This is a genomic window from Streptomyces atratus (genome assembly GCF_040655115.1).
GTDB lineage: Bacteria > Actinomycetota > Actinomycetes > Streptomycetales > Streptomycetaceae > Streptomyces > Streptomyces atratus_D.
Genome location: NZ_JBFAJH010000049.1, coordinates 23,262 through 35,671, shown reverse-complemented (window position 1 = coordinate 35,671; position 12,410 = coordinate 23,262). Strand labels below are relative to the sequence as shown.

Below are 12,410 nucleotides of genomic sequence, written 5' to 3'. Positions count from 1 at the left end.
GGGTGTCGCGACCCCGTGCCGCCGGTCCCTCTCATCCCGTCCGCGTGATTATTCGCGGTCCTCCGCCGTGGTGCGGCGGCGACGCGTGATGAGGAACCCGCCACCGGCGAGCACCACCACGGCGACGACGATGCCGATGACGACACCGGTGGAGTTGCCACCGCTGTCACTGCCCGAACCGCTCTTGCCGTCGGCCGCCGGAACGGCCGACCACCAACTCCAGTACCCGTCCTGGCCGTAGATGTTGCCGGCCGCCTCGGGCATGGTGGTGATGGACTTGATCTGGTCCGTCCGGTACGCCTCGACCGCGTTCGGGTACGCGATGATGTTCATGTACCCGGAGTCGTACAACCACGACTCCATCTGCTTGACGGTGTCCGCCCGCTTGGCCGGGTCGTACTCGGCGAGCTGCTTCTTGTACAGCTCGTCGTACGTCTTGTCGCAGATGAAGTTGTCCGTGGCGGCGCTCTCCTTGGCCTTGGCGGGCAGGGCGGAGCAGGTGTGGATGCCGAGGACGAAGTCCGGGTCCGGGTTGACGGACCAGCCGTCGAACGCGAGGTCGTACTCACCGGCGTACCAGGGCACGGAGACGTCGTCGAGGCAGTCCACCTTCAGCCCGATGCCGAGCTTGCCCCACCACTCCTTGAGGTACTTGCCGATCGCCTTGTCGTTGGGGTCCGTGGCGTGGCACAGGATGCGCAGGTCGAGCGGCTTGCCGTCCTTGCCGACACGCTGGTCGCCCTTGAGCTTGTAGCCCGCCTGGTCGAGCAGCTTGGCCGCCCGGGCCGGGTCGTACGCCAGATTCTGGCTGTCGGACGGCTGCCAGAAGTAGTCCCCGTAGCGCGGCGGGATGTAGCCCTGGCCCTCGACGGCGTGCCCCTGGAAGACCTTGTCGATGATGGTCTTGCGGTCGACCGACAGGAAGAGTGCCTGACGCACCTTCTGATCGAGCAGGGCCTTGTTGCCGTTGCCGAACTTCTTGCCGTCCTTGGTCTGCGCGCCCGGGTTGGTCGCCAGTGCGAAGAAGCGGCGGCCCGGACCCTCGTTGACCTTGATGTTCTTGTCGCCCTTGAGGGACGCGGCCTGGGCGGGCGTCAGCGCGGGAGCGCCCGCGACGAACGACACCTCACCCTTGCGCAGCGCGGCGACCGCGGCGTCCTGGTCCTTGTACGTCTTGAAGACCAGCTCGTCGAACTTGGGCGCACCGCGCCAGAAGTCCTTGTTGGCCTTGAGCTTCACATACTGGTCGACCTTGTAGTCGGTCAGGATGAACGGTCCGTTCCCCACGATGGGGAACTTCGTGTCGTTGTTGAACTTCGAGAAGTCCCCGACCTTCTCCCAGACGTGCTGGGGAACGATCGGTACATCGAGCGCGGCCATGGTGGCCTGCGGTTCCTTGAGCTCGATGACCAGCTTGTCCGGGCTGGGCGCGGTCACCTTCTTGAAGTTGGCGACGAAGCTGCCGTTCGCGGTGGCGGCGCCTTCGTCGGTCATCATCTTGTTGAAGGTCCACGCCGCGTCCTCGGCGGTGGCCTGCTGCCCGTCCGACCACTTGGAGTTGGACCGAATGGTGTATGTCCAGGTCAACTTGTCCGCGGACGGCTCCCACTTGGTGGCGAGGCCGGGGATCGTGTGGTTGTCCTTGGCGTCGTAGTTGGTGAGGAAGTCGTACATGAGCCGGTGGACGCTGGTGCTCATGAGCCGCTGAGCGAGGAACGGGCTCAGCGAGTCGACGCTCTGCGCGACCGCGACGGTCAGCGTCGTCTTGCCGTTGTCGGCGGCCTGCGCCTGCTGAGGGGTGGCGCCGAGGGGCATCCCCGGGACGATCGACCCCGCGGCCAGGGCAAGGGCCGCGGCACCGGAAGCCAGGAGGGTACGCAGACGTGAACGTGGCTGAGCGGAGGGTGGTGGGACTCTTGTGACCATGGACGGGGACCTCGCGTCATGACTCGCACGGAGAAGGCGGTTTGATCTCTGGTTCGCCAGCTGGTGAAGCGAAGGTTTATCAGCGGTGGTCGAGCCGCGTCAACGGTGTGCCAAATGGCGTGTGGGCTGCAGGAATGCGCAGAGGACCCGCATCGTGGAAACGGTGCGGGCCCTCATTGGTTCAGACCTCTGACGCCTTACTGCTGAGGCGCTGGCGGCGGCTGTGGCGGCTGCTGCTGCCAGCCGTTCTGCTGCCCGGGGCCCGGCTGTGGCGGGTACGGCTGCTGGGGCTGCCGGCCGCCGTAAGGTTGCTGCGGCGGGTACGGCTGTCCCGGGCCCTGGGGCTGCTGGGGCGGATACGGCTGACCCGGTTGCTGCGGTGCGTACTGCTGCTGACCGGGCATCTGGTGTCCGGGCATCTGGTGTCCGGGCATCGGCGGAGCGTACTGCGGCGGCGGGTTGCTGCCGTTCGAGGTCCACAGCCCCTGCTGCTGCTGGGCGCGCGCGAAGTCCTCGGCCACCATCGCGGAGAGGTTGAAGTACGCCTCACGCGTTTTCGGGCGCATCATGTCGAGGTCGACCTCGGCACCGGCCGACAGATGCTCGTCGAACGGCACGACGACCACGCCCCGGCAGCGAGTCTCGAAGTGCTGCACGATGTCATCGACTTTGATCATCTTGCCGGTCTCGCGGACCCCGGAGATGACGGTGATGGACCGTTGGACCAGATCGGCGTACCCGTGCGCCGAGAGCCAGTCCAGCGTGGTGGAGGCGCTGGACGCACCGTCGACCGACGGGGTCGAGATGATGATCAACTGGTCGGCGAGATCCAGCACTCCGCGCATCGCGCTGTAGAGCAGACCGGTGCCCGAGTCGGTGAGGATGATCGGGTACTGCCTGCCGAGGACGTCGATCGCGCGCCGGTAGTCCTCGTCGTTGAAAGTCGTCGAGACCGCCGGGTCCACGTCGTTGGCGATGATTTCCAGGCCGGACGGTGCCTGCGAGGTGAAGCGGCGGATGTCCATGTACGAGTTGAGATACGGGATCGCCTGGACCAGGTCACGGATGGTCGCCCCGGTCTCGCGGCGCACCCTGCGGCCGAGCGTACCGGCGTCCGGGTTGGCGTCGATGGCGAGGATCTTGTCCTGCCGCTCGGTGGCCAGGGTCGCGCCCAGCGCGGTGGTCGTCGTGGTCTTGCCGACGCCGCCCTTGAGGCTGATGACTGCTATCCGGTAGCAGGACAGCACGGGTGTACGGATCAGGTCGAGCTTGCGGTGCCGCTCGACCTCTTCCTTCTTGCTGCCCAGCTTGAAGCGGGATGCGGCGGACGGTGTGCGGCTGCTCTTCGCCTTCTGCTTGCCACGGACCAGACGGTCGGAGGAGAGCTCGACGGCCGCTGTGTAGCCGAGCGGAGCACCCGGTACGGACCGCTCGCGCTGGTCGTGCGTGACTGCCGACGGCCAGGCCGCCCCGGTCCGCGGATCGGCGGGCGGCCCCTGCTGCGGCAGTTGCTGCGGCGGCTGCTGGTGGGGCTGTTGCTGCGGCATCTGCTGGTGGGCGGGAGGTTGCGGAGTGATCGGCGCGGGCAGGTGGGGAGCGCCCTGGACCGGCGGCTGGGGCGGCTGGAGCGCCTGGTGGGGCTGTTGCTGCTGCGGGAATCCGTAACCACCCTGTGGCGCCTGCTGCTGCGCAGGCCACTGGGGCGCCTGCGGTGCCTGGGGGAATCCGTAACTGCCCTGCGGCGGCGGTGTTCCCTGAGCGGGCGGCTGCGGTGCGGGCTGCGGGAACTGGGGCGCCTGCGGTGCCTGTGCGGCGTTCGGGAATCCGTAACCACCGGGAGCCTCGCTCGCCGGAGCCGGCTCCGTCGCGGGCCACTGCGGCGCCGACTGGGGCGCGTTGGGCTGCGGAGCGGCGGGCTGGAATGCGGGCGGCAGCGGCGGCAGACCGCCTTGAGCGGGCGGCGCCGGGGTCCACGGCGTCGGCGCGGCGATCGGCATGGCGTCCTGAGGCGCCGGAGCCGGAGCCGGAGCCGTGGGCACGGAGTCGGCGGGCGCGTCGGACGGAGCGTCGGCGTCGGCGCCGTCGCCCGGAGCCTCTTCGGCAACGGAGTCCGTGCCGCTGTCGGCTGCCGCGTCGGAAGACTGTGCGGCTTCGCTCCGGCCGGCCTGCTCGCCTTGCTCGGACCGGACGGAATCCGACGGTACGGAAGCGGCTTCGGCCGTCCCACTCGTGTCCGTACCGACCGGGCCACCGCCAGGGCCTTCGGAACCGGTACCGGACCCGACCCGTGCCCCCTCCGCAGCTGCCTCCCGCTCCGCGATCTCACGCTTCAGCGCGGCGGGTGAGAACCGCATGGTCGCGCCGCTCTCCACATCGCCGCCCCCGAACGGATCCGGGGCACCGTTCCCCGCGCCCTCCGCGGGGGTGGACGAAGGAGCTGCGGCGGAAGCGGCCGGAGACGTCTGACCCACAGGGGCCACAGCGGCGGCAGGTGCCACAGGCGGAACGGGCGCAGGCGTGGGCGGCGCCGGGTTCCAGTCGGGTTCGAAGCCGCCCCGGGCCGGCAGTCCGGGCGCGGACACAGGCGCCCCATGGGGCGGCGGAGGCGGCGCCAGGTGCGTTCCGGCTCCGCCCGACGAGTCCCCCGACGCGCTCTGCGTGTACCAGGCGGGCGGGGTGTAGTCGATGGTGAACTCACCCGTCATCTCGGCGGGCTCCGCGTCGGACGACTCGTCGACGGGCCTGCTCCAGCCCTCTCGGATTTCGTCCCGATCGCCGTTCACTTTGCCTCCTGGTGTGGTCGAGCACCCTTGTGCCGTGGTGGGTGGGGGCGACCGTTCCCGTTGTCCGATCCGCCCGGCTCTCCCCCTTGCGACGCGCAGTGCCTGCCCGCAGGTTTCTCTGCCGCGCCCAGGCCCACCCTAATCGCCATCGGGCTCAGCGCGGCAGGCCGTACCGCGTAGCAGTAACTGTCCCTCAGGTCACGTGCAGCGCTCAAGTGAACCGAGTACGGCAGAACGTGAACGAAGAAGCAGGCGGTGTGTCACAGACCGGGACGTGTCCGGGCGTAGTGAGAGGGCGGCGTCGTCCGGACAGCCGCCCTCGCGCTGGGCTGTTGCCTACGTGAGGTCGAATTCACCGTCCCGTGCGCCCAGCACGAACGCGCGCCACTCGGCCTCCGTGTACCGCAGTACGGTCTCCGGATCCAGCGAAGAGCGCATGGCCACCGCGCCCCCGGGGAGGTGCGCGATCTCGACTCGTTCCTCGACGTTCTCGGTACCGGGTGCGCTCAGCCACTCCACATCCGAGATGTCGAGAGCGTAGAGCTCGTCCTTTTCCTGCTGGGTGCCCATGAGTACGTCCCTTCGATCGAACTGTGTCGTTCCCCCGCCATGATCCTGAAAAGCGGCGGGTCCGGGGTGCAAACGAGACAGGATTCAGTCCATCCTGCGAGCATTGCCCAGCAAGCCGGTCTCGACGTCCGTCGCACTGGTCATCACCCAGTGGCGCTCGCGGCCCGCCACCCAGAGCGTGACACCGTCCGCCAGAGTGGGCAGGGCCTCGCTCTCGACCCGCGCGAGCCCCAGAATCCTGCCGATCTGCTCCGCCTCGGCCGGCGAGACCCGCTGAATGCCCACGAGCGTCGAAGCTCGCAGCAACCGAGGTGCCACGGGGCTCAGATAGGGCAGCAGCGTCAGCACCGACTGCCACGGCGAGGACACCACCCGGCCACGCGGCGGACGCATACCGCAGTCGCGCACCACCACCACCGGGCTGCCCACGGTCGCTCCTGTCGGCGGAACCCGGCCCACGTCATGGAGGGAGATGCACTCGAGACCGGCGCCCGCAGCCTGTGCCACCGTGGTCCACGCCTGGGTGCGCCCCGTCTCGACCGCTACCCGCGCACCGGTACCGGCAGCGCGCAGTGCCAGCACCTGCGCGGTCCACAGTCCGCCGATCAACAGGACGTCGTACGGCACCGGTCGGTGGAACCCGATCATCTGCGGGCGTCCCTCGGCGTCGTCGCCGATGATCACGCCGTCGTCCCCCACCGGCAACGAAAGCGCGCCCAGGTGGTCCGCCGCCAGGGTGTGGCCGGCGTGACGCGGGCCGAGCAGTCCCCGCCTCGGAGCGATGTGCTTCGTCACTGTGCGCCTCCCAGCGGGAGCGTCGCCAGGACACCCGGCAGCTGTTCGCGATCCAGCCGTACGAGGCCGACTTCCGCATGCCGGGCAGCTTGCTCCAATGTCCTTCGTACCCCGACGAGTTCGGTGTCGGAGCCACCGGTGATCCGTACATGGCCGCGTACGGACATGTGGCCTTGGTGTGCGCCGCGGCGCACCGTCAGGCTGAACGTCGTCGCATACGCGGGGACCGAGGTCAGCAGCGAGACGAGCCGCGGGAGCGGAGTTGCTCCCCGGCCCAGCTCGGGCCAGCGGTCCACCGCGTAGGTGGTGTGCCAACGGTCGTCGCAGCGCCAGACCCGTGGTGTCTCCATCGTCCGTCGCTGCGGCGCGGCATCCGGGCGTCCGGCGCGCGCCGACAGGATGGGGTTGGCACACGCGGACGTCGCCACGGCGGAGTTCAGCTCCTCCTGGTCCAGCACCGCGGCCCGGAACCCGTCGCCGGTGATCCGGCTCGCCACGTGGTCCGCGACCCGCACCAGACAGCGCTGAGCTCCTCCGATTCCGCCACCGCGTGCCTCCACGGCCTCCCGGCACAGCTGCGGATCCAGCTTCAACGCCACCCAGGTCATCCGCAGCGCGGGCGCCCCGGTCCGGTCCTGGAGAGGGGCGTACGAGAGCCGGGCCACCGAGCGCTCCGGCAGATGCGGCGCCGGAGCGGGGCGCACCTGCTGCACGAGCTGCGCGGACTCCAGCACGATGTCGTCCACCGTGAGGGCATCGCCCAGGAGGGACAGCGGAAGTGCCCGCGCACCCAGCGCCTGACGGAGCGATTCACCGCTCGCCTCGACCCGTACGACAGCGGTCAGAAACGTGCCGTCCCCGAGCATGCCCACCGTGCGGCGGTCCCGGTCCACATAGATGTACGGAGCGAATCCCGGCACGCTCTCCGCCACCGGCGCCAGCTGCGGCTCCGTCTCCGTGGGGGGCGCCGCAGCGGTCCGCCTGCGATCGCGGAGGGACAGCAGCGTCGACAGCCAGTCCTGTACGGCACGGCCCCGGCGACGTACCACCGCGAGAAGAATCAGCAGGCAGGCGACCGCGACGCCGGGCACCAGCCACGGACCGCCGAGCGCGGCGCCCACCACGGCGACCGCCAGGGCTGTCTCGACGAGCACCATCTGCCGCAGTGCGGGCCCGACGCGACCGGTCCGGGAGATCGAGCGCAGAGTGGTTGCCGCAGGGGCGTTCGCCGACGGATGGGAAGCTGCGTCGGCCGACCCGTTGCTGCGTTGCCGCCGGGAAGGGTCGGACGTTCGGCGGGTAGACCGCCTCGTGCGCTCGCGCGTCGCTGAACCCATCGCCGCGTTGCCCCCTCGTGTCCGTATTTACTGTTTTTTTCACGGGCGTTGATCGGGCGATCACCCTACCTGAGCAGTGAGAGCCAAGTGTCAACAGGCATAGTAGAGAGGCCTGGTCGACGGCAGAGGCTCACGGCGGGTGTGGGAACCTGGTCGCCCACTGGGGAGAAGGGGCAGCGCGCACATGGCATCACGGCGGGACGAACTCAATGCCTACACCTTCGCGAAGCGGAGGTTGATCGCACAGTTCCTGCAGCCCAACCCGTCCGGCTCGGAGGAGGGTGCGCCGCGCCCCCTGCGTGCGGTGATGCCCGGCGCGATCGTCGGCGCGGTCGTCCTGGCGGTCTTCGGAGCCTGGGGGATGTTCAAGCCCGTGGCACCCCAGAAGTGGGACACCCCCTACGAGAACGTCATCATCGCCAGCAAATCCACCACTCGATATGTCGTGTTGAAGACCGACGGCAAGAAACAGCTCCACCCGGTGCTGAACATGTCCAGCGCCAAACTCCTCCTCGCCCCGGACAAGGGCAAGGTCATCAACGTCGACGAATCGGTCCTCGACAGCGGCAAGATCCCGCACGGCGCCACCCTTGGCATCCCGTACGCCCCCGACCGGCTGCCCGACAACCGCGAAGCCGGCTCCACGAAGCGCTGGGCGGTCTGCGAGCGGCCCGGTGAGGGCGGCAGGGCCATCCAGAAGGCCGCGTTCGTCTTCGCGGAGCGCGAGCAGAAGAAGACCGAGGGCACAGGCCGGCTGCACGGCGGTGAACTGATGTACGTCGAGGGGCCGGGACCGGACAGGACCCGCTACATCGTGGACGCCACGGGCAAGGCGTACGCGGTGCAGAAGGGCGAGCTGCTGCTGCGCACCCTCGTCGGCCAGGACCGCGTCCCCCAGCGGGTGTCCGCCCCCTGGCTCGCCACGCTGCACACCGGGGACGAGATCACCTTCCCGACCATAGAGGGAATTCCCGGCGCCGACGCGGGTGTCCCGGGAAAGCTGCAGCCCGACGCGAACAAGGTGGGCATGGTCCTCGCGGCGACCTCCGGTACCAGGACCCAGCAGTACGTGGTCCTGCCGGGCAGGGTCGCCCCGGTATCGGACTTCGTCGCCAAACTCCTGCTCAGCAGCCGCGCCCTGGTCAACCTCGACCAGGACGGCAAGGCGAAGCACGTCAGCGCCGGAGCGTTCGAGCCCGGTGAGGCGTTCGGGCAGGAGAGGGACTGGCCCACGAGCGAGTTGACGCCCGTCAACTCCGCGAGCACGGCGAAGGGAAGCCGCAACACCGTGTGCAACGTCCTGCGCGACGTCGCCGCGAAGAACGGCACCACCACACTCAGCACCTGGGCGGGCACGAGCTTCCCCGCCACGCTCCCCACCGGATCCAGCAGCGCCTATGTGACCCCTGGATCCGGCCAGCTCTTCCGGCAGTTCAAGGGGTCCAGCGCCGACTCCGGGCCTCTCTTCCTGGTGACCGACACCGGTCTGCGCTACGCCATGCAGTCCAACGGCGACAGCGTCCAGGACGATTCCGGCATCGGTGAATCCGGCACGAAGGAGGAGAGGGAGCAGCGTCAGCAGGAGGCACAGCAGGCGCAGAACCGGCTGGGGTACAAGGACGTCGATCCCGCGCCCATTCCGGCTGCCTGGTCCACGTTCCTGCCGACGGGACCGCGTCTGTCGACCGGCGCCGCCCGCCAGCCGCAGGGTTCGTGAGGAGCGACCACGTGACGACGCACCCCTCTCCTCGCCCCCGGCGCCTGCTGACAGCCGCGGCTGCCACCGCCGTCCTCTTCGTCACGCTGCCCGTACTGCCCGCGGCCGCGGATGATTCCACCCAGTGCACCTTCCCTTCGAAGAAGTACGCGGGCCGTCCCTGGGCACTGCAGCGCGTTCTGATGGACGAGCTGTGGAAGCAGTCCACCGGCAAGGGCGTACGGGTGGCCGTCATCGACACCGGCGTCGACGTCAAGAACCCTCAGCTCACCAAGGCCGTGGACACCGGGAGTGGCCGCAACTTCCTGCCGAAGAACCTCAAGGACGACAACGGCACCAAGATCGACCGCGGCAAGGAGAACGGCACCACCGACGTGGTCGGCCACGGCACCAAGGTCGCCGGAATCATCGCCGCGCGAGAGGTGAAGGGCACCGGCTTCACCGGCCTGGCTCCGGACGCGACGATCATCCCGATCCAGCAGAACGACGCCGAGGGCCACGGAACGGCCGAATCGCTGGCGGCCTCCATCCGCTACGCAGCCGACGTCGCCGACGCGGACGTCATCAACATCTCCCAGGACACGGCCAACGCGGTGAAGCCCGCGCCCGTCCTCAAGCAAGCGGTTGACGCTGCTCTGGCCAAGGAGATCGTGATCGTCGCCTCGGCGGGCAACGACGGGCTGGGCGGAAACGTCAAGGAGACCTACCCGGCCTCGTACGACGGTGTCCTGGCAGTGGCCTCGTCGGACCGCAACAACGAACGGGCCGCCTTCTCCCAGTCCGGCGAGTTCGTGGGTGTGGCCGCCCCCGGCGTGGACATGATCTCGACGGTGCCCGGCGGAGGACACTGCGCCGACAACGGCACCAGCTTCTCGGCCCCGTACGTCGCAGGAGTCGCCGCCCTCATCAAGGCCAAGCACCAAGGCTGGACGCAGAAACAGATCGTCGCCCAGATCCAGCAGACGGCGGAACGCTCGGTCGCGGGTCACGACCGCCTGGTCGGCTGGGGCGTCATCGACCCGGTGCGCGCCCTGACCGAGGACGACAAACCCATCGAACACCCGGTGGCGCACGAGGGCGTGAGCAAGGGCGCAGCACCGGTCCCGGCCGCCCTCCACCTGGGCGAGACGGCGGACGAACGCAACGCCCGCCTGGCGACCTACGTCATGGTGGGTGGGGGCGTACTGGTCGCCGCCATAGCGGGTGCGGCCGTGGCCGTGCGCGACATGCGACGACGGGCCGGGCGCCCGGGAAGAGTGGGCCACGCTTGACGAGGCCGTCAACTGGGAAACGGTCTGCGGAAGTTACGTGATGGGCAAGTGAGTTGGTCCTCTCGTAGCCAGTGGCTAGAGTTTATGGAATGAGGCCAGACTTGTTCACGCGGGTGCGATAGCAACGAGTGGCAGTCTGAGCGAACGGGGAGTCGGGGAGGGGGCGGATCGTGACCGGTCCAGGTGGTGGCGAGGGGGGCTCGGGCGACCTCCGGCGTGGTGTTGGCGCGCTGGAGAAGTTCAGGGGGCGTGTCAATACACTCCTTGCGGAGCTCGAGGGTTCGGCAGCCGGTAAGTCGAAGATCGCGGCGCAGACGGTGTCGCGCGCTGCCTTGAGTGGTCAGAATGCGTGCTTCGCAGAGGCGGACGGGCTGTACACGCAGTACAACCGAGTCCACGAGGAACTCGTCTCGCTCTCCAAGTCGCTCGGCGACCAGATCGAATACCTGAGCCTCGGCGTGCACGCGGCGGCCGTCGGCTTCGACAACGTGGACGACGACGTGCGGCGGCGGTTCTACGAGATCCAGGTGCGTTTGGACGCTGAGCGCGAGAGGGCGCAGGCCGAGAAGGCCGACAAGCCTGAGCAGAACGCTGACAAGCAGAGCGACTCGGGGTGGGCAGCCGAATGAGCGAATCGAAGAAGCCGGAACTGACTCCGCAGGAACAGCAGCAGCAGGATCAGGAACGCGTCCAGGGCCAGCTGCTCGTCACGGACGCCAACCGGCAGCTCCAGGGCGTCCTGGAGGTATTCGGCCTCGGGAGCTCCGGCTCCTCGGGACGGACCTCGTTCGAGGGCCATGAGCTCAACGCGATGATCGACTTGATCGAGAACTCCAACCCGGAGCACCTCGAGGAGGCGGGCCAGGCGCTTTTGAAGGCAAGGACCGCGATCAACGACGCCTCGAAGGACCTGGGCGACTTCATCGCGGCTGTCGACTGGGAGGGCGAGTCCGGCACTGCCTTCCGTGACTGGGGCAACGGCTTGGTCGCCCATGCCTACAAGCTGGGTGAGTTCGCGCAGGCGGCCGGCACGCAGATCATGGTCGCGGGGACAGGCCTCGCCTCGGTACGCAACTCACTCCCGCCCCGTGACAGCCGTCTCAGTCGCAAGTCCCCCGACGAGATCGAGGCACCGAAGCGGATCGAGGGCAACCCGGAGTACGCCGCGGCGGTCAAGGTCGAGAAGGACCGCCAGGAGGCCATCAACCAGGCGAACCGACTCGCGTCGTACTACTCGGTTTCGGAGGAGACGCTGGCGGCGCAGGAGCCGCCGCGGTTCGACAAGCAGCTTGATGTTGCGATGCCGCGGCCGGGGGGTCTCAGGGAGAATGACGAACCCGGCGCCTCTTCCGTGGGCTCCGAGGCAATGGGCAACAGCATGCCACGGGGAGGCTCAGAGCGTGCTGCCACGGCTGACACAGGCACTTCTGGCGGCACCAGCAATCGAGCTGCAATCGATGCACTCGGAACTGCACCTGCGCTGGACACAAGCACCTCGACGGAGATCGACAGTGTGGCCGTGCCACCGGCCCCCGTGTCAGTTTCCGACACGTCCCCCATGCCGTCGGCTACAAATCCTACGAGCCCGAGTACAAGCTCGACTCCGCCCATGGCGGATGGCTTTGTGAACCCCGTGACAGGCAGCTCGCGGCGGTACACGGCATCAACTGGTTTGCCCAGAGCAATCGGGCAGCCCGGAAACAGCGGCCCCATGCGCAGCGCGCCTGCGGCGAATGGGCGCACCGGAGCTCCGATTGGGCGTTCGGGTCCCATGGGCGGTGGCTCGGGCTCAGGCACGTCTGGGCGCCCTGGTGGGAGCGGGAGCCAGCCACCCGCTGCTGGTCGGTCTGGTGTGACTGGCGCCAGGCCCATGGCAGGAGGCCATGCCGGTACCTCCAAGTCTCCTGGTCCGCGTACTGGGCGGGCAAGCGGCATCGTAGGTGGGACTCCGCAGCGCACCGTTCCGGGCCCAGGTACGTCTGGGGGAGCTCGTGGTGTTTCGCGCGGAACG

The 12,410-nt window shown here is 68.8% G+C and carries 8 protein-coding genes; 3 read left to right on the top strand and 5 right to left on the bottom strand.

Annotated elements, in window-relative coordinates; translation table 11 throughout:
- Positions 1 to 48: 48 nt before the first annotated feature.
- The 5 genes from AB0I23_RS33590 to eccE form a co-directional block, all read right to left on the bottom strand.
- Positions 49 to 1,926 carry an ABC transporter substrate-binding protein gene (locus AB0I23_RS33590; protein ID WP_359115109.1) on the bottom strand — a complete coding sequence of 626 codons (1,878 nt, stop codon included), beginning with the start codon at positions 1,924 to 1,926 and terminating at the stop codon, positions 49 to 51.
- Between the two features lie 197 nt (positions 1,927 to 2,123).
- Positions 2,124 to 4,709, bottom strand: a complete 2,586-nt coding sequence (locus tag AB0I23_RS33585) for an SCO5717 family growth-regulating ATPase (protein WP_359115107.1) — start codon at positions 4,707 to 4,709, stop codon at positions 2,124 to 2,126.
- Between the two features lie 336 nt (positions 4,710 to 5,045).
- A complete protein-coding gene (locus tag AB0I23_RS33580; RefSeq protein WP_351276327.1) occupies positions 5,046 to 5,279 on the bottom strand; it encodes a DUF397 domain-containing protein in 234 nt (77 codons plus the stop codon).
- A gap of 84 nt (positions 5,280 to 5,363) precedes the next feature.
- Positions 5,364 to 6,074, bottom strand: a complete 711-nt coding sequence (locus AB0I23_RS33575) for a hypothetical protein (RefSeq protein WP_359115104.1) — start codon at positions 6,072 to 6,074, stop codon at positions 5,364 to 5,366.
- Complete coding sequence (gene eccE, locus AB0I23_RS33570; RefSeq protein WP_359115102.1) at positions 6,071 to 7,411, bottom strand: type VII secretion protein EccE; 1,341 nt, start codon at positions 7,409 to 7,411, stop codon at positions 6,071 to 6,073. Before eccE ends, AB0I23_RS33575 begins: the two co-directional genes overlap by 4 nt.
- A gap of 184 nt (positions 7,412 to 7,595) precedes the next feature.
- On the opposite strand from eccE, the gene eccB reads away from it, so the two are divergent.
- The 3 genes from eccB to AB0I23_RS33555 all read left to right on the top strand — a co-directional run bounded on the left by eccB (position 7,596) and on the right by AB0I23_RS33555 (position 11,028).
- Positions 7,596 to 9,128, top strand: coding sequence for a type VII secretion protein EccB (gene eccB, locus AB0I23_RS33565; protein WP_359115099.1), 1,533 nt, complete (start codon positions 7,596 to 7,598; stop codon positions 9,126 to 9,128).
- Positions 9,129 to 9,139: 11 nt separating this feature from the next.
- On the top strand, positions 9,140 to 10,399 hold the full coding sequence (gene mycP, locus AB0I23_RS33560) for a type VII secretion-associated serine protease mycosin (RefSeq protein WP_359115096.1): 1,260 nt from the start codon (positions 9,140 to 9,142) through the stop codon (positions 10,397 to 10,399).
- A 167-nt stretch (positions 10,400 to 10,566) separates the two neighbouring features.
- Complete coding sequence (locus AB0I23_RS33555; RefSeq protein ID WP_359115160.1) at positions 10,567 to 11,028, top strand: hypothetical protein; 462 nt, start codon at positions 10,567 to 10,569, stop codon at positions 11,026 to 11,028.
- Positions 11,029 to 12,410 lie beyond the last annotated feature (1,382 nt).